This window comes from Stenotrophomonas sp. YJH_SMC_8, from assembly GCF_059371315.1.
Map to the genome: position 1 here is coordinate 213,366 of NZ_JCAFUL010000001.1, position 19,582 is coordinate 232,947.

Sequence of the window (19,582 nt, forward strand, 5' to 3'; positions counted from 1 at the left end):
GATTGGATGGTGCCTACCTGGCTCGTCACCGGCGGTGCCGGTTTCATCGGCGGCAATTTCGTCCTTGAGGCGGTTGCCCGAGGCGTGAAGATCGTCAACCTCGACATCCTGTCCTATGCCGGCAACCTGAAGACCCTGTCCAGCCTGGACGGTGATTCCAACCATGTGTTCGTGCAGGGCGACATCGGTGACCAGGCCCAGGTCGCCCGGCTGTTGGCCGAACACCAGCCGGAGGCGGTGCTGAACTTCGCGGCCGAGAGCCACGTGGATCGCTCGATCGATGGTCCGGGTGCCTTCATCCAGACCAATGTGGTCGGCACCTTGGGCCTTCTGGAGGCGGTGCGCGACCATTGGAAAGCGCTCCCGGCCGAGCAGGGCGCGGCGTTCCGCTTTCTGCACGTGTCCACTGACGAGGTGTACGGCACCCTCGGTGAGACCGGCAAGTTCAGCGAAACCTCGACCTATGCGCCGAATTCGCCGTACTCGGCGTCCAAGGCGGCTTCCGACCATCTGGTGCGGGCCTTCCACCACACCTACGGGCTGCCGGTGCTGACCACCCACTGTTCCAACAACTATGGCCCGTACCACTTCCCCGAGAAGCTGATCCCGCTGGTGATCGCCAGGGCGCTGGCCGGCGAGCCGCTGCCCGTGTACGGCGATGGCAGGCAGGTGCGCGACTGGCTGTTCGTGTCCGACCACTGCGAAGCGATCCGTACCGTGCTGGCCAAGGGCCAGATTGGCGAGACCTACAATGTCGGCGGCAACTCGGAAAAGCAGAACATCGAAGTGGTGCAGGCCATCTGCGCACTGCTGGACCAGCGCCGCCCGCGTGCGGACGGCCAGCCGCGCAGCAGCCAGATCACCCATGTGGCCGACCGCCCCGGACATGACCGCCGCTATGCGATCGATGCCTCCAAGCTGAAGAACGAACTGGGCTGGGAGCCGGCCTATACCTTCGAGCAGGGCATCAGCCGCACCGTGGACTGGTACCTGGACAACCAGGCGTGGGTCAACAGCGTGCTCGATGGCAGCTATCGCCTGCAGCGCATCGGTACCGCGGCCTGAGCGCAGGAGACGACATGACCCAGCGCAAGGGCATCATCCTCGCCGGTGGCTCCGGCACCCGGCTGTACCCTATCACCCAGGGTGTCAGCAAGCAGCTGCTGCCGGTGTACGACAAGCCGATGATCTACTACCCGCTCAGCGTGCTGATGCTGGCGGGCATCCGCGAGGTGCTGATCATCAACACCCCGCACGAACAGGCGCTGTTCCGGCAGCTGCTGGGCGACGGTTCGCAGTGGGGCATGGACATCCAGTACGCCGTGCAGCCCAGCCCCGATGGCCTGGCCCAGGCCTATCTGATCGGTCGCGATTTCGTTGCCGGCAAGCCGAGTTGCCTGGTGCTGGGGGACAACATCTTCCACGGCCATGGGCTGAGCGAAATGCTGCGCCGCGCCGACGCACGTGACCAGGGGGCCACGGTGTTTGGCTACTGGGTCAACGACCCCGAGCGCTATGGCGTGGCCGAGTTCGACGCCAGTGGCAAGGTGGTCGGGCTTGTCGAGAAGCCGCTCAACCCGCGCTCGAACTACGCGGTGACCGGCCTGTACTTCTACGATGCGCATGCCTGTGACTACGCCGCCGAGCTGAAGCCCTCGGCCCGCGGCGAGCTGGAGATCACCGATCTCAACCGCAGGTACCTGGAGCAGGGCCTGCTGCACCTCGAGCCACTGGGCCGCGGTTATGCCTGGCTCGATACCGGCACCCACCAGTCGCTGCTGGAAGCCTCCAATTTCATCGAGACCATCCAGACCCGCCAGGGCCTGCAGGTCTGCTGCCCGGAGGAAATCGCGTTCGGGCAGGGCTGGATCAATGCCGAACAGCTGGAAGCCCTGGCTGCACCACTGATCAAGAACGGCTACGGCCAGTACCTGCACAAGCTCGCCCTGCGTGGAGTTGTTCCGTGAAAGTGATTGAAACCAGGTTGCCCGGTTGCGTAGTGATCGAACCGGCCGTGTTCGGCGATGCTCGCGGTTACTTCTTCGAAATCTGGAACGCCGAGCGCTTCGCCGCGCTGGGCCTGCCGGATCGCTTCGTGCAGAGCAACGTCTCGACCTCGGCCAAGGGTGTCCTGCGCGGGCTGCATTACCAGTGGCCGCGCCCGCAGGGCAAGCTGGTCAGCGTGCTGGAAGGCGAGGTCTATGACGTGGCCGTCGACATCCGTCGCGGCTCGCCGACCTTCGGCCAGTGGGAAGCGGTGGTGCTGAGCGCGGAGAACAAGAAGCAGTTCTGGATTCCGGAAGGCTTCGCCCACGGCTTTGCCGTACTGTCCGAGCGCGCGGTGTTCAGCTATCTGTGCACCGAGGTCTACCTGAAGGACTTCGATGCCGGCGTGCGCTGGAACGATGCCGATATCGCCGTGGACTGGCCGCTCAGTGTGCCAACGTTGTCGGCCAAGGACGAGAATGCCCCCTTCCTGAAGGACATCGCCGAAGACCGCCTGCCGGTCTACGTGCCATGACCGTTCTGGTCTTCGGTGGCAACGGCCAGGTCGGCCAGGAGCTGCTGCGCGCGCTGGCGCCGCTGGGCAAGGTGGTCGCGACCACCCGCAGCGGCGCTCTGCCGGATGGCAGCGCCTGCGAAACCGCCGATTTCGGCCAGCCTGAAAGCCTGCCGGCCCTGCTGGACCGGCTGCAGCCGTCGATCGTGGTCAACGCCGCGGCCTACACGTCCGTCGATCGTGCCGAACAGGAGGTCGACGCGGCCTTTGCGGCCAATGCGCAGGCGCCGGGGATGATCGCGCGCTGGTGTGCCGCGCATGGCGTGCCATTCGTGCATTACTCCACCGACTACGTGTTCGATGGCCAAGGCAGCGCGCCCTACCGCGAGGACGAACCGACCGCACCGCTGGGTGTATATGGCACCAGCAAGCGCGATGGCGAGGAGGCCGTACGCGCGGCCGGTGGTCGCCACCTGATCTTCCGCACGGCCTGGGTCTATGCCTCGCATGGCGCGAACTTCCTGCGCACCATGCTGCGCGTGGGCGCCGAGCGCGATGTGTTGCGGGTGGTGGCCGACCAGGTCGGTACGCCCACGCCGGCCGCGCTGATTGCCGATGTGACCGCGCAGGCATTGCAGCACCCGGGCCGTCTGTCCGGCACCTGGCATCTGACCGCCAGTGGCCAGACCAGCTGGCACGGCTTTGCCGAGGCGATCTTCGCCGAAGCGTTGGCCACTGGCGCGCTGGTCAAGGTGCCGACCGTCGAGGCGATTTCCAGTTCCGAGTATCCGACCCCGGCCAAGCGCCCAGCCTGGTCGGTGCTGGACAACCGCAAACTGCAACAGGATTTCGGCATCGTGCTGCCGGCATGGCAGGACGGCCTGAAGCGGGTGATGGCAGAGATTGCCCGATAAGGGTAGCGCCGGGCCACGCCCCGCGGATGCTTGCAAGCCGCTGCGCTCGCCGGCCATGGGCCGGCGCTACCGTGGGGCGCAGGCGTTGATGCCTCAACTGCGCCCGTACGTATCCTCGAACCGCACGATGTCATCCTCGCCCAGGTAGCTGCCCGACTGCACTTCGATCAGTTCCAGTGGCAGCTTGCCGGGATTGCGCAGGCGATGCGTCACGCCCAGCGGGATGTAGGTGCTCTGGTTCTCGCTGAGCAGGATCACCTCGTTGCCGCGGGTCACCTCCGCGGTGCCGCTGACCACGATCCAGTGTTCGGCGCGGTGGTGATGCATCTGCAGGCTGAGCGTGCCGCCGGGCTTGACCGTGATCCGCTTGACCTGGAAGCGCTCACCGTTGTCGATCGAGTCGTAGGCGCCCCACGGGCGATACACCTTGCGGTGCCAGGTCGCCTCGCTGCGGCCTTCAGCCTTCAGCTTCGCCACTACCGTCTTGACCTCCTGCATGCGGTCGGCCTTGCCGATCAGCACGGCGTCGTCGGTCTCGACCACGATCACATCGTCCAGGCCGACCAGGGCCACCAGGCGCTGCGCATAGGCATAGGTATTGCGGCAGTCGATGGCGATCACATCGCCCTGGTGGGCATTGCCGTCGCCATCCTGCTGCGAGACATCGCGCAGCGCGGTCCACGAACCGACGTCGTTCCAGCCGGCATCCAGCGGGATCACGACTGCATCGGCAGTCTTTTCCATCACCGCGTAGTCGATCGAGTCCGACTGCACCGCCGTGAAGGCATCCCTGTCCAAGCGGGTGAAGTCGGCATCGCGGCGCGCCTGCTGCCAGGCCTGGCGGCTGCTGGCCAGCATCGCCGGCTGGAAGCACTCCAGTTCCTGCAGGTAGCGCGAGGCCTTGAACAGGAACATGCCGCTGTTCCAGTAGTACTGACCGCTGCTGACGTAGCCGGTGGCGGTCTCCAGGTCGGGCTTTTCGACGAAGCGTTCGACGGCACGCAGGCCCTGGCCGTCGGCAGCCTTGATATAGCCGTAGCCGGTTTCCGGGCCGGTCGGCACGATGCCGAACGTGACCAGCTTGCCGGCTTCAGCGGCACTGGCGGCGGCCTGCACCGCGTTGCGGAAGGCCGCCTCGTCGGTGATCACATGATCGGAGGGCAGCACCAGCAGCAGCGCGTCGGCACCGTCACGGGTGGCCTCCAGCGCGGCCACGGCGATAGCCGGTGCGGTATTGCGGCCCACCGGTTCAAGGATGATCGCGGCCGGTTCAGCGCCGACCTGCTGCAGCTGCTCGGCGGCGACGAAGCGGTGCTCTTCGTTGGCAATCACCAGCGGGCCACGCGCCGCCAGTGGGGCGACGCGTTGCCAGGTGGCCTGCAGCATCGTCAGCTCGCCGGCCAGTGGCAGGAACTGCTTCGGGTAGGCCTCGCGCGAAAGCGGCCATAGGCGTGTACCGGACCCACCGGACAGGATGACGGGCTGGATGCTGCTCATGCGGGCCTCGGTTACTGCTGGATCAGACGGGAAATTTCGTCGGTACGCGCCTGCATCAACGCAGCGTCACCGCGCGCTTCGACGTTCAAGCGCAGCAGCGGTTCGGTGTTGGAGCTGCGCAGGTTGAAGCGCCAGCTGCCGAAGTCGGCGCTGATGCCGTCGGTGTGGTCCAGCGTGGGCGACTGCGCCGCGAAGTGCTCCATCACGCGTGCAACGGCGGCCTTGGCATCGGCGACCTTGAAGTTGATCTCGCCACTGCACGGGTAGGCGGCCATGCGGTCTTCAACCCAGTCGGCCAGCGAACGACCGCTTTCGGAGATCAGCTGGGCGATCAGCAGCCACGGGATCATGCCGGAGTCGGCGTAGGCGAACTCGCGGAAGTAGTGGTGGGCGCTCATCTCGCCACCGTACACCGCGTCCTCGGCACGCATCTTTTCCTTGATGAAGGCGTGGCCGCTCTTGCACTGCACCGGCACGCCGCCCGCCTGCTCGACCATGTCCACAGTGTTCCAGACCAGGCGCGGGTCATGCACGATCCTGCCGCCCGGATTGCGGGCCAGGATCGCCTTGGCCAGCAGGCCGACCAGGTAATAGCCCTCGATGAAGCGGCCGGTGTGGTCGAAGAAGAAGCAACGGTCGAAGTCGCCATCCCAGGCGATGCCGAAGTCGGCGCCGTGTTCGCGCACCGCGTCGGCAGTGGCGGCGCGGTTCTCCGGCAGCAGCGGGTTGGGGATGCCGTTGGGGAAGCTGCCGTCCGGCTCGTGGCAGATGCGGATGAATTCGAACGGCAGGTGCGGTGCCAACAGGTCAACGATGGCACCGGCGCCGCCATTGCCCGCATTGACCACCAGCTTCAGCGGCTTGAGCTTGCCGGCATCGACATAGCCCAGCAGGTGCTGGATGTAGGCGCTTTTGTCGTGCCGGGCAGCCAGGCCTGCGCGCGGCGGCTGGGCCTCGGAGGTATCGGTGGCCACTGCATCGGAAATCGCGAACAGGCCGGTGTCGGAACTGATCGGCCGTGCTTTCTCCTTGACCAGCTTCATGCCGTTGTAATCCATCGGGTTGTGGCTGGCGGTGACCATCACGCCGCCGGCCGCCTCCAGGTGGTCGGTCTGGAAATAGACCTCCTCGGTGCCGCACAGGCCGATGTCGATCACTTCACGGCCGGTGCCGCGCAGGCCGGCCGCCAGTGCGTCCTGCAGCGCCGGGCTGGTCAGGCGCACGTCATGGCCCAGCACCACCGGGCCCGGTGCGAGCTGGGCGGCCAGTGCAACACCAATGCGGCGGGCCAGGTCTTCGTTCAGTTCCTCGGGCACGCGGCCACGGATGTCATAGGCCTTGAAGGCGGGCAGGGGCATCGAACCAGTCCATCCGGATAGAGAAACCCGATTATAGCGGGAGGGTCTGCAAACGGCCGGTGAGCCACGGGCGCCCGGGCAGTAGCGTTGGCAGGGGAGTGGGGCCGGCCGATTCCCCGTCGATGGGCCATGGCCAGCAGGCAGTTCGCATACAATTGCGCGCTGACGACCGAGGACATGGCCCGAGTGGCCATCGCCGATTGGCCTGCTGTTCCAGAAGGATCGAGGTTTGCTTTGAAATTCACTCACGATCAGAAACGCGTGCTGGTGACCGGTGGCGCGGGCTTCCTCGGGTCGCATCTGTGCGATCGGCTCATCGCGGGCGGCCATGACGTCCTCTGCGTGGACAACTTCTACACCGGCAGCAAGGCGAACGTGGATGGGCTGCTGGGCCACCCGCGGTTCGAGCTCATGCGCCATGACGTGACGTTCCCGCTTTATGTGGAAGTGGACCGGATCTTCAACCTGGCCTGCCCGGCGTCACCGATCCACTACCAGCAGGACCCGGTGCAGACCACCAAGACCAGCGTGCATGGGGCGATCAACATGCTCGGCCTGGCCAAGCGCCTGCGCGCGCGCATCCTGCAGGCCAGCACCAGTGAGGTTTACGGCGATCCGGAAATCCACCCGCAGGTGGAAGGCTACTGGGGCCGGGTCAACCCGATCGGCATCCGCAGTTGCTATGACGAGGGCAAGCGTTGCGCCGAAACGCTGTTCTTCGACTACTGGCGCCAGCATCAGCTGGAGATCAAGGTCATGCGCATCTTCAACACGTATGGCCCGCGCATGCATCCCAATGACGGCCGGGTGGTCAGCAACTTCATCGTGCAGGCGCTGAAGGGCGAGCCGATCACCATCTATGGCGATGGCAGCCAGACGCGCAGCTTCTGCTATGTCGATGACCTGATCGAAGGCATGTTGCGGCTGATGGACTCACCGGCTGATCTCACCGGTCCGATCAATATCGGCAATCCGTCCGAGTACACCATGTTGGAACTGGCCGAGACCGTGCTCCGCCTGGTCGGCGGCGCGTCGAAGATCGAGTACCGCCCGCTGCCCTCGGATGATCCACGCCAACGCCAGCCGGATATCAGCCTGGCCAAAGCGGATCTGGGCTGGGAGCCCAAGGTCGGCCTGGAGGACGGCCTGAAGGAGACCATCGCCTATTTCCGCCATCGCTTGCAGGCCTGAGGTGGCGACGATGCGCAAGATCGTGGTGATGCCGGTCTACGAGGACCTGGAAGCCTCCTCGAAGCTGTTCGTCGAGCTCGCCCGCACCCAGGGTCCGAACACCTATGTGGTGGCCGTGGACGACGGCTCGGTGCGGCAGCCATTGCCGATCAGCGCTATTGAGGCTTCGGGGTTGGAGGGCGTGGTGATCCGCCTGCGTCGCAATGTCGGGCATCAGCGTGCGATCGCCATCGGTCTGGGCTATGTGGCCGAACACTTCGATGGCAATGACATTGTCGTGGTGATGGATTCCGATGGCGAGGATACGCCGGAGAGCATCACCGAGCTGGTGGCGGGCTTGGATTCGGCCGATGTCGACGTGGTGGTGGCCAGCCGTCGCAGCCGGGTCGAATCGCTGAAGTTCAAGTCGTTCTACATCGTCTACAAGCTGCTGTTCTCGCTGCTCAGCGGGCGCCAGATCAGCTTCGGCAACTTCATGGCGGCGAAGATGCCGGCGGTGCGCCGGTTGGCATCGATGCAGGAGCTTTGGATCCACGTTGCAGCCTGCGTGCTGGGCTCGAAGCTGCGCGTGCAGACCTGTGCGCTGGATCGCGGTCCGCGCTATGCCGGCCGCAGCAAGATGAATTTCGTCGGCCTGGCCCTGCACGGATTCCGTGCATTGATGGTGTTTGCCGAGGACGTGCTGGTACGCGTGGGCATCGCTTGCACCATGGTGGCGGCACTGTCGATCATCGGCGGCATCGTCGCCACCGGGCTGAAGATGCTGGGCTTTGCATCGCAGGGCTGGTTCTCGCTGGCATTCGGCATCCTGGTGCTGGTGTTCCTGCAGACCGCGGCACTGACGCTGATCATCCTGATGTTGTCGGGGATGATGCGCGGCGGTGGCGTCATGAGCGTGGGCAGCTATCGCGAGTTCGTCGACGAGGTCCTGCATGCTGGCCGCTGCAGTGGCTAAGGATGCGCTGGGCGGACAGGCCGTCCGCTACGTGATCAATGGCCTGGTCGCTACCGCAGTGCACTATGGAGTGCTGCACTTCAACATCGAGGTGCTGCACATCCCGCTGGCCGCGGTGGCCAATGCGATTGCAGCTGTCTTCGGCATCACCGTGTCGTTCCTCGGCAGCCGCTACTTCGTTTTCCATGGCAGGCAGGGCAGCCTGGCGCGGCAGGGTTCGCTGTTCCTGATGATCTACGCCGCGATCGCTGTGCTGCACGCGCTGGTGATGTACGTCTGGGCCGATCGATGGGGCCTGGACTACCGCGCAGGATTCGTGCTGGCGACCGGAATGCAGATGGCCGTCAGCTTCGTCGCCAACAAGTTCCTGGTGTTCAAATGAACAAATATCTGCGTGCCGCGCTGGCAACTCTTGCATTCATTGCCGCCCTGCTGCTGGTCTACTACGTCCACATGCGCCAGTTCCGCGTGAACGTGGTGCTGTATGCCAGCATCCTCGACGCGGTGATCGCAGCGGTGGTGGTGTTTGCTGGCCTGTACATGTTGAAGTGGTTCCGGGATTTCAGCCGCCTCGAGCTGATCCAGCTGGCCGCCATCTGGTTGCTGGGAGGCTATGTGTTCGCGATCTCGGTCCCGACCGTCATCGACCGCTCGCTGTCCTTCTACATCCTGGAGAAGCTGCAACAGCGTGGTGGTGGGATACGCGAAGACGCGTTCCGCCAGGTGTTCACTGAAGAGTACGTCCGCGAGCATCATCTGGTGGAAGTGCGCCTGACCGAGCAGCTGCAGTCCGGAACCGTGGAGATCCATGATGGTTGTGTGCGATTGACCGCGCGCGGCGAGCGCCTCGCATCGTTCGGCCGCTTCTACCGGCAGAACCTGCTGCCGACCCACCGCCTGCTGATGGGGCAGTACACCGATGCGCTCACTGATCCTTTCCGCGACAGCCGGATGCCGTCCGACTATCGTTGCCAATAGCCCGGGTGCTGCTGGCGCATTGGTTTTTCCGTTGGTTCCTTGAAATGTTTCATGGATGACATGACCTCCACCTCTCCCCCCCTGCGCACTTCGCGCCGGGACCTGGCGATTGCCGGGTTCCTGTTGCTGCTGTTGGCCGCTTCCCTCGTATCGGTCGCCAAGCGATCGGACTATCAGACGTCGTTGCTGCGCCAGGCCTTCGTTGAGGACGCGGGATTTGACGCATCCGTACCACGTGAGGTGGTGGATGCACGCGATCTGGTACGCGCGCAGCCGATCGCTCCCTCGCTGCTTTCGCTCGGGCAGGGGCTGAAGGACGATCCCTTGATCCAGCAACGCATGTGGGAGGCGCTGTATCCGGTCCGGTTCAGCGATACCGATACCCCGCAGCGCCTGCTGAGGGCCGGTGATCCGCTGGTTGACCAGTGTCATGTCCAAGGGAGGAAGGCAGATGTCGTTCTTGTCGACTGCCGCTGAATCAGGGCGCCGTGCGGCGCTGGCCATGCTGGTCTCCATTCTTCTCTGCTATGGCCTGGCCGCCATAGGCCTGACGGGCTGGCCGGTGCAGGTGGCATTCTGCGCGGTCGTGCTCAGCGCGCTGCTCGCCCTGTCGGCCGTGCGTGACCTGCGTACCGCGCCTCTGGTCCTGGCCGTTCTGGTGCTGGTGTTGATCGCACTGGGAAGCCCCAGCGATGGCTGGGACCCGCGTTCGATCTGGCTCTTCCATGCCAAGCGGATCTACCTGGAGGGCACGTTGTACGCCCAGCTGGATGATTACGCGCCGTGGAGCCACAACGACTATCCCGCGCTGGTTCCGTTGTTGATGGCCTGCGCAGCAGGTTTGGCCGGGCACTGGAACGAACTGCTGCCCAAGGCGGTGGCACCGCTGCTGCTGCTGCCGGCACTGCTGCTGATCGCCCCGAGTTTCCGATGGCGCTGGTGCGGGGTGCTGTTCGCAGTGCTGCTGCTGCGCCTGGGGCGCGACATGCTGATCAACGGCTACATGGATCCTCTGGTGGCGGTCTACGCCGTCGCTGCCGTGGCGACAGCGGTGCGCTACCGCATGTCCGGGAAGCATGGTGGTAGTCGCGAGCTGGTCGCATTCACCCTGCTGGTGGCAGTGCTGTCGATGTTGAAGAACGAGGGCGCCGTGCTTGCGGTTCTGTTGACGGCCGTGGTGCTGGGCGAAGGCGCGCTGCGTGAGCGTCGCCTGGGCTGGCGCATCCTCCTGGCCGCGGTTGTGGCCCTGCTGCCACTGCTGGCATGGAAGCTGGCCGTCGGGCAGGCAGGGGTTGGCAATGACCTGGCGGGAAGCGACATGAAGGCGCAGCTATTGGCGCGGCTTGGCAGCGAGGGCGGTACCCTGCCGATCGTCGGGCGCCTGCTGCTGGATGTCTGGGTGCTGGTGCCGTTGCTGGTGCTGGCGGTGCTCTGGCGCCCGGTGCTGCGGGTTCCGGCGGCATCGGCTGCCATGCTGGCGGCGCTGGCGTACGCAGCGGTGCTCTTCCTGGTCTACCTGGGAACGCCGCATGACCTGGACTGGCACCTGCGCACCAGTGTCGATCGAGTCCGCATGCCGGTAACACTGCTGCTGGGGTTTGCGGTGCTGCTGGCGCTGGAACATCGCGTCGCGGTGAAGACGCTGCGCACCCGCTGAGTCGGAACGCGCCGTGGCGCCATGCTGCGGCGCATCCCAGCGGTATGCAGGTGTAGCGCTAGAATGCGCTCATTCTTCCCGTGTGGGGCTGTAGAAATGGAACACGTGACTTCCACCGGCAAGCGCGGCAAGCGCTTTGCCACGGCGGCGCAGGCGCTGGAGGGCGTCATCGCCGATGGCCAGACCCTGGCTGTCGGAGGCTTCGGCCTGTGCGGCATTCCCGAGGCACTGATCGCCGCGCTGCGCGACAGCGGGGCCAAGGGCTTGACCGTGATCTCCAACAACGCGGGGGTCGATGGCTTCGGCCTGGGCCAGCTGCTGGAGACGCGGCAGATCAGGAAGATGATTTCGTCCTACGTGGGTGAGAACAAGGAGTTCGAGCGGCAGTTCCTGGCCGGTGAACTGGAGCTGGAATTCAACCCGCAGGGCACCCTGGCCGAGCGCCTGCGCGCCGGTGGCGCCGGCATCCCGGCGTTCTTCACCGCCACCGGCTACGGCACGGTGGTGGCCGAAGGCAAGGAAACCCGCGAGTTCGACGGCAAGCACTACGTGATGGAAACCGCGCTGCGCGCCGACGTGGCGCTGGTCAAGGCGTGGAAGGCCGACGAGGCCGGCAACCTGGTGTTCCGCAAGACCGCGCGCAACTTCAACCCTGCCTGTGCGATGGCCGGCAAGGTCTGCATCGTGGAAGTGGAGGAGGTGGTGCCGGTCGGCGCCATCGATCCGGACCAGGTGCACCTGCCGGGCATCTACGTGCACCGCATCGTGCACAACGCGCATCCTGAAAAACGCATCGAACAGCGCACCATCCGCGCGGAGGGCAACTGACATGGCGTGGACCCGTGACGAGATGGCAGCGCGCGCTGCCCAGGAACTGACCGACGGTGCCTACGTGAACCTGGGCATCGGCCTGCCGACCCTGGTCGCCAACCACATCCCCGAGGGCGTGGACGTGTGGCTGCAGTCGGAAAACGGCCTGCTGGGCATCGGCCCGTTCCCGACCGAAGCCGAAGTCGACGCGGACCTGATCAATGCCGGCAAGCAGACCGTCACCGCGCGTGCCGGTGCCAGCTATTTCGGCAGCCATGACAGCTTTGCGATGATCCGTGGCGGCCACGTCAACCTGGCCATCCTCGGCGCCATGCAGGTGACCGACAAGGGCGACCTGGCCAACTGGATGGTGCCCGGCAAGATGGTCAAGGGCATGGGCGGCGCGATGGACCTGGTGGCCGGCGTGCAGCGCGTGGTGGTGCTGATGGAGCACACCGCGAAGAACGGCGAGCACAAGATCCTGGCCGAATGCACACTGCCGCTGACCGGCGTCGGCGTGGTCGACCGCATCATCACCGACCTGGCTGTATTCGACGTCACCGATGCCGGTCTGGTGCTGGTGGAAGCGGCGCCGGGTGTCAGCGATGACGAACTGAAGGAAAAAACGGGCGTGGCGTTCGCGCGAGGTTGAATCGGCGTTCGCGCCGGAGTGATCAGTCGCGCAGGAGTGCTTCCAGACTCCTGCGCGCCGCATCGCTGGAGAAGTGCTCGCGGATGTTGTGGTAGCCCTGTTCGGAGATGTGGGACCACAACGCCTCATCCGAGTACAGGCGCAGGATGGCGTTGCTGAACGCCTCGGTATCTGCCGCGATCAGTGCATTCTGACCATCGACCAGGAACATGCCTTCGGCAGCAATGGGCGTGGCCACTACCGGAACACCGTGGCTCATGGCCTCATTGACCTTGCCTTTCACGCCTGCGCCGGAGAGGAGCGGGGCGAGCGCGATCCTGCAGCGCGACAGGAAGGGCTGCAGTGATGCTACGTGGCCGTGGACGATGACACCGTTGCCGGCATAGCGCGCCGCCACGTCTTCCGGAATCTCTCCGATCAGGTGCAGGACGATCTCCGGGCGCTGCGCACGGATGCGGGGATGGATCTCGCCGACCAGCCATTCCAGCGCTTCCTGGTTGGGTTGATGGGCATAGCCCCCCACGAAGTACAGGTCAGCGGTCTCCTCGAACCGGCGTGTGCCCCCCTGTACGTCATGGATGTTGGACAGCAGCCGGATGTCGCTGCCGGGCAGTTGCGCCTGCAGCATCTCCAGCTCGGTCTGGCTGACCACCAGCGTCGTGTCGCTGGCGTTGATCAGGGCGAACTCGCTTTGCCGCGTGCGTGCGGCCCGCCGCTGCAGGTCCGGGTCCTGGCGCAGGTCCGCAGCACGCTGCTCACGCACATGGTGCAGGTCCACGGTGTCGAAGATCACCTTGCCGACAGCGTAATCGCGGATCAGCCCGATGTGGGCTGCCGCCACATGGTGGCGGCTGAGCAAGGTCGCACGCAGCTGCTGGCCGTGCACGCGCAGCCACTGGTCGAGGCGTGGGCGGCCTGCGATGCCGATCAGGTCCACGCCCAGTGCGTTGAGGAAGGCGCCACTGTCGGCACTGATGACACCATTGTCCGGCATGAACACCGGTTGCCATCCCAGCTCGCGGATCGACTGGAGGATCTTGCACATCCGGACCGAGCCGGAATCGCGGGTCGGATCGGGCGCGCTGGCATCAAGCACCAGCACGTATCCAGCACGTGCAGGGGCGGTGCTGCGCGCCTCGCCGGAAGAGCGCACTGCTTGATCGGGCACCGATGCTGCGGCCGGTGGATGTGGGCGAAGCACGGCCCTGACCTTGCGCAGCGTGGCGGCCGGGCCAACCTGGCGCAGGTTGTGAATCACCGAGGCCAGCCGGCGGGACGCCTGGCGAAGTCGCCATTTGAGGCTGTACCAGGAGTGCTTCATCGTCATCATCGTCAGGCGGCGCGCAGGAATGCGGTCGACCATCATAGTCGCTGGCCGCGGAGGGGGTGTGCTAGCGTGCTGGTATGCATTTCCCACTGGACGACGCCGACATCCACTGGCATCGGGGCTGGCTGGCCGCGGACCAGGCGGACCTTATGCAGCAGCAACTGGAGCAACGTATCCCCTGGCAGGTGCATCGCATCCGAATGTTCGGCCGTATCGTCGATTCGCCCCGCCTGAGCTGCTGGATGGGGGATGCCGAGGCGCGCTATCGCTATTCGGGTACCGATTTCCTGCCTGAGCCGTGGCAGCCGGCCCTGCTGCCGCTTCGCGAACGGCTGCAGGCATTCTGTGGACATGCCTTCAACAGCGTACTGCTGAACCGCTATCGCAGCGGCGGCGATTACATGGGCTGGCACAGTGATGACGAACCCGAACTGGGCCCGGCGCCGGTGATCGCCTCGCTGAGCCTGGGCGCGCCGCGGCGCTTCCTGCTGCGGCGGCGCGACGATCCGGCGCGGAAGGCGGAGTATCTGCTCGGCCACGGAGACCTGCTGGTGATGGCGGGGCAGACCCAGCGCTTCTACCAGCACGCGCTGCCGAAGATGGCGCGCGTGCAGGGTGAGCGGATCAACCTGACGTTCCGCTGGATCACGCCCCGTTGATGACGATGGGGGCAGAGCCCTTTCGCAGCGCGAAAGGGATCCGACCCCGTCACGCATCGGGTTCTGGGGTCGGATCCCTTTCCCGTCGGGAAAGGGCTCTGACCCCCTCGGCCTATCAGCGCTTGGCCGCCGTAGTGTCGTTCTGCCCGCTGACCAGCGTCCAGCCCACCATGTCCTGCGCCAGCTGCTGCAGGCCACGCTCGAACGCGGCGGTTACGGCCGGCACATCGGTGCTGCCGACCGGCTGGGCCTGGCGGAACGTGCGGTCGGCCACCACGCGCTGGTCGGCGACGTGGATCAGCTTGGCGTTGACCTCGATCACCACCGTCGGCGTGGCCTGGCCCTGGTAGTCCGACTCGAAGCGGCGTACGTCGGTGGACAGCTTGTAGTCGGCGCGGATGCCGGCGGTGCTGCGCGCCACGCCGCGGATGCGGCCGGAGTCCTCGAAGCCACGCAGCAGGGTGTCCTCGATCATGTCGGTGGCCGGCTGTGCCCAGCTGGCGCCCTTGTAGATCTCCAGCTGCGACGGGGTCGGCCGCACGTTGATGCGCGGGCTGTCAACCATGCGTGCGGCGCTGGGCTTGGCCAGTACCAGTTGCCAGCTGGCCTGCGGCCACGCCGGATCGGCCTTCACCTGCACGGCGGGCGAGTACAGCGTCACTGCGGTTTTCTCGCTGCTGCCAAGGATGGAGCAGCCGCCCAGCAGGGTGACCAGCGAAGCGGCCAGCAGCAGGCGCGGAAGGGGCATCGGGCTCATTTGGGTTCGAACTCCTTCGGTGCGTCGCGGCCCAGCAGATAGCGCGCGGGGTTGTTCTCGAGGCGGTCGCTGACCCGGCGCAGGTCGCGGATCAGGCCGCGCAGTTCGGTCAGCGTCGGGCCCAGCTGGCCGAGGCCATCGTTGGCGAAGCTGTTGATCGCGGCGCGGTTCTCGCCAAGGATCGAATCTGCATTGCCGGCGGCCGAGTCAAGCTTGGCCAGGGTGCCGTCCAGCTTGTCGATGATGCCCGGCAGCTGCTGCACCAGGTTCTTGTCCAGGCGCTCGATGGTGCCGTTGGTGGTCTTCAGCGTGGTGTCCAGGCTGCGCGCGGCATCGCGCGCGCTGAGCAGCAGCGCCTGGGTACCCTGGTCGCGGTCGGCCAGGCCGCCGCTGATGGTCTCCAGGTTGGCCAGCGTGGCGTTGATCGAGGCCACGTTGCGGTCGCTGAGGATCTGGTCCATGCGCTCGACGATGCGGTTGGCAACGTCGGTGATGTTCTGCAGCGCCGATGGCGTGGTCGGGATGATCGGGGCCGGGTCCTTGTTGACCGTGGTCAGCGCCGGCGACTGCGGCGTGCCGCCGCTGAGCTGGATGATCGATGGGCCGGTCAGGCTGGTGATCGCCAGCTTGGCGCGGGTATCGGTCTTGACCGGGGTGGTCGAGTTCAGGCGGATGCGTGCGACCACCTGGCGCGGGTCGTCCGGCACCAGGTTCAGTTCGATGATCGAACCGACCGCGATGCCGTTGTACTGCACCGGGCTGCCCACCGACAGGCCGGTCACCGCCTCGCGGAACACCACGCGGTATTCCTGCCAGGTACGGTCGGAGGAGTACTTGGCCGCCCACAGGCCGAAGGCCAGAAGGGCCAGGCCGGTGATCAGGGTGAACGCGCCGATCAGCACGTAGTTGGCTTTGGTTTCCATGGCTCAGGCACTCTCGATCTGTTCGCCGCGCGCGGCACGCGCACGCGGTCCGTGGAAGTATTCCTGGATCCACGGATGATCCAGTTTCTCGATGTCCGGCAGCGGTGCGTTGGCCACCACCTTGCGGTCGGCGATCACCGCCACCCGGTCGCAGATCGCGTACAGCGTGTCCAGGTCGTGGGTGATCAGGAACACGGTCAGCCCCAGCGCTTCCTGCAGGGTCTTGATCAGGCGGTCAAATGCCGCCGCACCAATCGGGTCGAGGCCGGCGGTGGGTTCATCCAGGAACAGCAGGGGCGGGTCCAGCGCCAGTGCCCGGGCCAGGCCCGCACGCTTGCGCATGCCGCCGGACAACTGCGATGGCAGCTTGTTGATCGCATCGGCGGGCAGGCCGGCCAGCTTCACCTTCAGCAGCGCCAGTTCGTAATGCCAGCGCTCGGGCAATTCGCGGTGGTGTTCCTTCAAGGGCACCTGCACGTTCTCGCCCACGGTCAGCGAAGAGAACAGGGCGCCATCCTGGAACAGTACGCCGGTGTTGCGTTCGATGTGCAGCCGGCTCTCTGCATCGTCGGCACGCGCATCGCGGCCGAGCACTTCGATCTGGCCGGCGTCGGGCGTGCGCAGGCCGAGGATCGAACGCATCAGCACCGACTTGCCGGTGCCCGAGCCACCGACCACGCCCAGGATCTCGCCGCGGCGCACGTCCAGGTCCAGGTCTTCATGCACGGTCTGGCTGCCGAAGCGGTTGACCAGCCCGCGCACACGGATGGCCAGATCGTGTCCTTCGCCGTCCTGCATGGGGATTTCTTCGGGAGTCGTGTGCGTGCTCATGTCACCAGTCCATGTGCATGAACCACAACGCCGCGAAGGCGTCGATGATGATCACCAGCGAGATGGTCTGCACCACGCTGGACGTCGTGCGCTCACCCACCGACTGCGCCGTGCCCTCCACCTTCAGGCCTTCCAGGCAGCCGATCAGGCCGATCACCAGTGCGAACACCGGGGCCTTGGACAGGCCGACCAGCATGTGCCGCACTTCCATGGTTTCGTGCATGCGCGCGATGTACATCTGCGGCGGGATGTCGAGGTCGAACGCGCCGACGGTGATGCCGCCGGCCAGGCCAGCAATCATCGCAATGAAGGTCAGCAGGGGCAGGGTGACCAGCAGCGCCATCAACCGTGGCAGCACCAGCAGGTCGATCGGGTCCAGGCCCAGCGTGCGCATGGCATCGATTTCCTCGCGCGCCTTCATCGCGCCGATCTGCGCGGTGAACGCACTGGCGGTACGGCCGGCCAGCACGATCGCGGTCAGCAGCACGGCGAACTCGCGCAGGAAGGCGATGTTGACCAGCTCGACCACGTAGATCTCGGCACCGAAGTCGCGCAGGATGGTCGAGCCGAGGAAGGCGATCACCGCACCGACCAGGTACGACAGCAGCGCCACCAGCGGTACTGCGTCCAGCCCGACCTGCTCCATCTGGTGCACGGTGGCGGTCAGTCGGAAGCGACGCGGCTCCTTGACCAGCCGGGCTGCCTTGACCAGGTTTTCGCCGAGGAAACTGCACAGCGCCTTGATGTTGTGGCCAGTGGCATGGACGCTGACACCGAGCCGTTCCAGCGCGGCCAGCACGCCGAAATCGCGCTTGGGCCGAGGCCGGTCGTCGGCCACTTCCTCGATGGTGCAGACCAGCGCCTGGTGATCCGGGCGGAACTTCAGTGCGTCCTCGCTGAGGTCGGCGCGATGGGCCACGCGCAGCACCTGCAGCACGCCGGCCGAATCCATCTTCTCGATGGCGGTGGCGTCGATGCCGGTCAGCGTGTCGGGAACGCCGCGCAGGACCTCGGCCGCGGCGAGCGCGGTCTTCAAGGTCCAGGTGCCGGACAGGCGGATCAGGCCCGGGTCATGGGCATCCTGTTCGAGCTGGGGGGCGTGGTTCGGGGTCACTTGGGCCATTCGGGTCGCAGCATAACCGTTCTGTCTGGGGCATCGCGTCGAACCCGGATGAATTTATCCAGTGCGGCCCGGCAGTAGGTAATACTACGGCGCATGTCCGCAGACGCTCACACGATCCCCACGCCCCAGGCCACCTACGCGCAGCGCGTGGCCTTTGTTTCCGAGATCGCCGGACGCCTGCACAGCTACGGCACAACGGCCCAGCGCCTGGAAACGGCAGTGGTGGCACTGGCCCGCCAGCTCGATCTGGATTGTGAACCGTGGTCGAATCCCACCGGTATCATCCTCAGTTTCAGCGACCCGGCACAGGCGATCGGCTCCAGCGACATCACCCGCGTGATCCGCCTGGCACCCGGTGAGAATGACCTGCACAAGCTCAGCGTCGCCGACCACATCGCCGAGGAAGTGGCCAATGGGCGGATGAGCATTGCCCAGGGGCACACCGCGCTGCGCCAGCTGGACAAGGATCCGGGCCGGCGCGGCAAGCTGCGCACCATCCTTTCGTTCACCCTCGGCGCGGCCGGCGTGGCCGGCATGTGGAAGCTGCCGTGGCTGGACATCGCCACCGCCGGTGTCATCGGCCTGATGATCGGCCTGCTCGGCATGGTCACCGACCGTCGCCCGGCCACCCGCGAAGCGGCCGAGGCGCTGGCGGCGCTGCTGGCCGGCATGGTCGCAACCCTGGTTGCGTCCTTCGTCGGCGCGCTCAACCTCAACACGGTGATCATCGCCTCGCTGGTGGTGTTGCTGCCCGGCATGTCGCTGACCAATGCGGTCAACGAACTTGCCAGCCAGCATTGGGTCTCCGGTACCGCGCGCTTCGCCGGCGCGTTGACCACCATCATGAAGCTCAGCGTGGGCGCGATGATCGCGGTGACCCTGGCCGATGTACTTGGCCTGGACCCGGTGATCCGTGCCACGCGGCCGCAGGGGCCGTGGGTGGAGTGGGGCTCGCTGCTGACCGCGGCGTTCGCGTTCGCGATGTTGTTCAAGGCCAACCGCCGCGACTATCCCTGGGTGATCGCCGCCTCGGTGGCCGGTTATGCGATCTCCAAGTTCGGCGGCCATGCCTGGGGTGCGCCGGCCGGCATCTTCCTGTCGGCGATGCTGCTGACCGCCGGTGGCAATCTGTTTGGCCGCCTGGTTGGCCGCCCGGGCGCGATCATCCGCCTGCCGGGCATCATCATGATGGTGCCCGGCAGCACCAGCCTGCGCGGCGTGCTGACCCTGGTCCAGCAGCAGGATGTCGGCGCTGGCCAGAGCGTGTTCCTCACCGTGCTCAACGTGGTGATGGCGCTGGTGGCCGGCCTGCTGTTCGGCAACCTGCTGATGCCGGCGCGCAAGACGTTGTGATCGAAGGACGGTAGCGCCGGGCCGTGCCCGGCGGATCGGGAAGCCAACCGCTGCGCTCGCCGGGCATGGCCCGGCGCTACCCAAAGAAAACGCCGGC

21 protein-coding genes are annotated in these 19,582 nt (G+C 66.0%); 14 read left to right on the top strand and 7 right to left on the bottom strand.

The features are described from left to right. Nucleotides 1–9 precede the first annotated feature (9 nt). The 4 genes from rfbB to rfbD are packed head-to-tail and all read left to right on the top strand — an operon-like array spanning nt 10 to nt 3,414. A complete protein-coding gene (gene rfbB, locus AC5P88_RS00975) occupies nt 10–1,065 on the top strand; it encodes a dTDP-glucose 4,6-dehydratase (RefSeq protein ID WP_111111844.1) in 1,056 nt (351 codons plus the stop codon). Between the two features lie 14 nt (nt 1,066–1,079). Beyond that, nucleotides 1,080–1,967: a glucose-1-phosphate thymidylyltransferase RfbA gene (gene rfbA, locus AC5P88_RS00980; protein ID WP_111189305.1), complete on the top strand. Its 888-nt coding sequence runs from the start codon at nt 1,080–1,082 to the stop codon at nt 1,965–1,967. Continuing rightward, nucleotides 1,964–2,521, top strand: coding sequence for a dTDP-4-dehydrorhamnose 3,5-epimerase (gene rfbC / locus AC5P88_RS00985; protein ID WP_111189306.1), 558 nt, complete (start codon nt 1,964–1,966; stop codon nt 2,519–2,521). The genes rfbA and rfbC overlap by 4 nt, the downstream gene beginning before the upstream one ends. Further along, on the top strand, nt 2,518–3,414 hold the full coding sequence (rfbD, locus tag AC5P88_RS00990) for a dTDP-4-dehydrorhamnose reductase (protein ID WP_111189307.1): 897 nt from the start codon (nt 2,518–2,520) through the stop codon (nt 3,412–3,414). The genes rfbC and rfbD overlap by 4 nt, the downstream gene beginning before the upstream one ends. 93 nt (nt 3,415–3,507) lie before the next feature. On the opposite strand, the gene AC5P88_RS00995 is transcribed toward rfbD, so the two are convergent. Together AC5P88_RS00995 and AC5P88_RS01000 are read right to left on the bottom strand one after the other, a co-directional pair. Beyond that, nucleotides 3,508–4,911, bottom strand: a complete 1,404-nt coding sequence (locus AC5P88_RS00995; protein WP_111189308.1) for a mannose-1-phosphate guanylyltransferase/mannose-6-phosphate isomerase — start codon at nt 4,909–4,911, stop codon at nt 3,508–3,510. Between the two features lie 11 nt (nt 4,912–4,922). After that, nucleotides 4,923–6,269, bottom strand: a complete 1,347-nt coding sequence (locus tag AC5P88_RS01000; protein ID WP_150359453.1) for a phosphohexomutase domain-containing protein — start codon at nt 6,267–6,269, stop codon at nt 4,923–4,925. 129 nt (nt 6,270–6,398) lie between these two features. On the opposite strand from AC5P88_RS01000, the gene AC5P88_RS01005 reads away from it, so the two are divergent. From AC5P88_RS01005 to AC5P88_RS01040, 8 genes are all read left to right on the top strand, one after another. Continuing rightward, on the top strand, nt 6,399–7,460 hold the full coding sequence (locus AC5P88_RS01005; RefSeq protein ID WP_495224150.1) for a UDP-glucuronic acid decarboxylase family protein: 1,062 nt from the start codon (nt 6,399–6,401) through the stop codon (nt 7,458–7,460). A gap of 10 nt (nt 7,461–7,470) precedes the next feature. Next, complete coding sequence (locus AC5P88_RS01010; protein ID WP_197596599.1) at nt 7,471–8,415, top strand: glycosyltransferase; 945 nt, start codon at nt 7,471–7,473, stop codon at nt 8,413–8,415. Beyond that, the gene (locus tag AC5P88_RS01015) at nt 8,393–8,797 is read left to right on the top strand and encodes a GtrA family protein (protein ID WP_262238890.1); all 405 of its coding nucleotides are present in this window, start codon (nt 8,393–8,395) and stop codon (nt 8,795–8,797) included. The genes AC5P88_RS01010 and AC5P88_RS01015 overlap by 23 nt, the downstream gene beginning before the upstream one ends. After that, on the top strand, nt 8,794–9,393 hold the full coding sequence (locus AC5P88_RS01020; protein ID WP_161771770.1) for a hypothetical protein: 600 nt from the start codon (nt 8,794–8,796) through the stop codon (nt 9,391–9,393). The genes AC5P88_RS01015 and AC5P88_RS01020 overlap by 4 nt, the downstream gene beginning before the upstream one ends. A 51-nt stretch (nt 9,394–9,444) precedes the next feature. Beyond that, on the top strand, nt 9,445–9,870 hold the full coding sequence (locus AC5P88_RS01025; RefSeq protein WP_111173910.1) for a hypothetical protein: 426 nt from the start codon (nt 9,445–9,447) through the stop codon (nt 9,868–9,870). Next, nucleotides 9,845–11,050, top strand: a complete 1,206-nt coding sequence (locus tag AC5P88_RS01030; RefSeq protein ID WP_111173911.1) for a hypothetical protein — start codon at nt 9,845–9,847, stop codon at nt 11,048–11,050. The genes AC5P88_RS01025 and AC5P88_RS01030 overlap by 26 nt, the downstream gene beginning before the upstream one ends. A gap of 96 nt (nt 11,051–11,146) precedes the next feature. Next, on the top strand, nt 11,147–11,878 hold the full coding sequence (locus AC5P88_RS01035; protein ID WP_111189312.1) for a CoA transferase subunit A: 732 nt from the start codon (nt 11,147–11,149) through the stop codon (nt 11,876–11,878). Nucleotide 11,879: 1 nt separating this feature from the next. Continuing rightward, nucleotides 11,880–12,512, top strand: coding sequence for a CoA transferase subunit B (locus AC5P88_RS01040; protein WP_111173913.1), 633 nt, complete (start codon nt 11,880–11,882; stop codon nt 12,510–12,512). A 22-nt stretch (nt 12,513–12,534) separates the two neighbouring features. On the opposite strand, the gene AC5P88_RS01045 is transcribed toward AC5P88_RS01040, so the two are convergent. Further along, on the bottom strand, nt 12,535–13,833 hold the full coding sequence (locus AC5P88_RS01045) for a glycosyltransferase (RefSeq protein ID WP_181453352.1): 1,299 nt from the start codon (nt 13,831–13,833) through the stop codon (nt 12,535–12,537). An 83-nt stretch (nt 13,834–13,916) separates the two neighbouring features. Between AC5P88_RS01045 and AC5P88_RS01050 the strand changes: the two genes are divergently transcribed. After that, on the top strand, nt 13,917–14,498 hold the full coding sequence (locus AC5P88_RS01050; RefSeq protein WP_111173915.1) for an alpha-ketoglutarate-dependent dioxygenase AlkB family protein: 582 nt from the start codon (nt 13,917–13,919) through the stop codon (nt 14,496–14,498). A gap of 115 nt (nt 14,499–14,613) precedes the next feature. Here the strand turns inward: AC5P88_RS01050 and AC5P88_RS01055 are convergent, their stop codons facing one another. From AC5P88_RS01055 to AC5P88_RS01070, 4 genes are read right to left on the bottom strand one after another with little or no spacing between them, the layout of a single operon-like run. Beyond that, complete coding sequence (locus AC5P88_RS01055) at nt 14,614–15,255, bottom strand: ABC-type transport auxiliary lipoprotein family protein (RefSeq protein WP_099551400.1); 642 nt, start codon at nt 15,253–15,255, stop codon at nt 14,614–14,616. Continuing rightward, a complete protein-coding gene (locus AC5P88_RS01060; RefSeq protein WP_033835489.1) occupies nt 15,252–16,178 on the bottom strand; it encodes an MlaD family protein in 927 nt (308 codons plus the stop codon). The genes AC5P88_RS01055 and AC5P88_RS01060 overlap by 4 nt, the downstream gene beginning before the upstream one ends. 3 nt (nt 16,179–16,181) lie before the next feature. After that, nucleotides 16,182–17,009, bottom strand: coding sequence for an ABC transporter ATP-binding protein (locus tag AC5P88_RS01065; RefSeq protein ID WP_049427916.1), 828 nt, complete (start codon nt 17,007–17,009; stop codon nt 16,182–16,184). Between the two features lies 1 nt (nt 17,010). Beyond that, a complete protein-coding gene (locus AC5P88_RS01070; protein ID WP_495224053.1) occupies nt 17,011–18,132 on the bottom strand; it encodes an MlaE family ABC transporter permease in 1,122 nt (373 codons plus the stop codon). 93 nt (nt 18,133–18,225) lie between these two features. Between AC5P88_RS01070 and AC5P88_RS01075 the strand changes: the two genes are divergently transcribed. Further along, on the top strand, nt 18,226–19,485 hold the full coding sequence (locus tag AC5P88_RS01075) for a threonine/serine exporter family protein (protein ID WP_005408003.1): 1,260 nt from the start codon (nt 18,226–18,228) through the stop codon (nt 19,483–19,485). Nucleotides 19,486–19,582 lie beyond the last annotated feature (97 nt).

What these genes read in the sequence shown, in the direction of transcription:
- AC5P88_RS01050 (WP_111173915.1), top strand. Translation starts at nt 13,917, where the DNA reads ATGCATTTCCCACTGGACGACGCCGACATCCACTGGCATCGGGGCTGG.
- rfbD (WP_111189307.1), top strand. Translation starts at nt 2,518, where the DNA reads ATGACCGTTCTGGTCTTCGGTGGCAACGGCCAGGTCGGCCAGGAGCTG.
- AC5P88_RS01015 (WP_262238890.1), top strand. Translation starts at nt 8,393, where the DNA reads ATGCTGGCCGCTGCAGTGGCTAAGGATGCGCTGGGCGGACAGGCCGTC.
- AC5P88_RS01055 (WP_099551400.1), bottom strand. Translation starts at nt 15,255, where the DNA reads ATGAGCCCGATGCCCCTTCCGCGCCTGCTGCTGGCCGCTTCGCTGGTC.
- AC5P88_RS01030 (WP_111173911.1), top strand. Translation starts at nt 9,845, where the DNA reads ATGTCGTTCTTGTCGACTGCCGCTGAATCAGGGCGCCGTGCGGCGCTG.
- AC5P88_RS01075 (WP_005408003.1), top strand. Translation starts at nt 18,226, where the DNA reads ATGTCCGCAGACGCTCACACGATCCCCACGCCCCAGGCCACCTACGCG.
- AC5P88_RS01010 (WP_197596599.1), top strand. Translation starts at nt 7,471, where the DNA reads ATGCGCAAGATCGTGGTGATGCCGGTCTACGAGGACCTGGAAGCCTCC.
- AC5P88_RS01070 (WP_495224053.1), bottom strand. Translation starts at nt 18,132, where the DNA reads ATGGCCCAAGTGACCCCGAACCACGCCCCCCAGCTCGAACAGGATGCC.
- AC5P88_RS00995 (WP_111189308.1), bottom strand. Translation starts at nt 4,911, where the DNA reads ATGAGCAGCATCCAGCCCGTCATCCTGTCCGGTGGGTCCGGTACACGC.
- AC5P88_RS01020 (WP_161771770.1), top strand. Translation starts at nt 8,794, where the DNA reads ATGAACAAATATCTGCGTGCCGCGCTGGCAACTCTTGCATTCATTGCC.
- AC5P88_RS01040 (WP_111173913.1), top strand. Translation starts at nt 11,880, where the DNA reads ATGGCGTGGACCCGTGACGAGATGGCAGCGCGCGCTGCCCAGGAACTG.
- AC5P88_RS01065 (WP_049427916.1), bottom strand. Translation starts at nt 17,009, where the DNA reads ATGAGCACGCACACGACTCCCGAAGAAATCCCCATGCAGGACGGCGAA.
- AC5P88_RS01045 (WP_181453352.1), bottom strand. Translation starts at nt 13,833, where the DNA reads ATGAAGCACTCCTGGTACAGCCTCAAATGGCGACTTCGCCAGGCGTCC.
- AC5P88_RS01000 (WP_150359453.1), bottom strand. Translation starts at nt 6,269, where the DNA reads ATGCCCCTGCCCGCCTTCAAGGCCTATGACATCCGTGGCCGCGTGCCC.
- rfbA (WP_111189305.1), top strand. Translation starts at nt 1,080, where the DNA reads ATGACCCAGCGCAAGGGCATCATCCTCGCCGGTGGCTCCGGCACCCGG.
- AC5P88_RS01035 (WP_111189312.1), top strand. Translation starts at nt 11,147, where the DNA reads ATGGAACACGTGACTTCCACCGGCAAGCGCGGCAAGCGCTTTGCCACG.
- AC5P88_RS01060 (WP_033835489.1), bottom strand. Translation starts at nt 16,178, where the DNA reads ATGGAAACCAAAGCCAACTACGTGCTGATCGGCGCGTTCACCCTGATC.
- AC5P88_RS01025 (WP_111173910.1), top strand. Translation starts at nt 9,445, where the DNA reads ATGGATGACATGACCTCCACCTCTCCCCCCCTGCGCACTTCGCGCCGG.
- AC5P88_RS01005 (WP_495224150.1), top strand. Translation starts at nt 6,399, where the DNA reads ATGGCCAGCAGGCAGTTCGCATACAATTGCGCGCTGACGACCGAGGAC.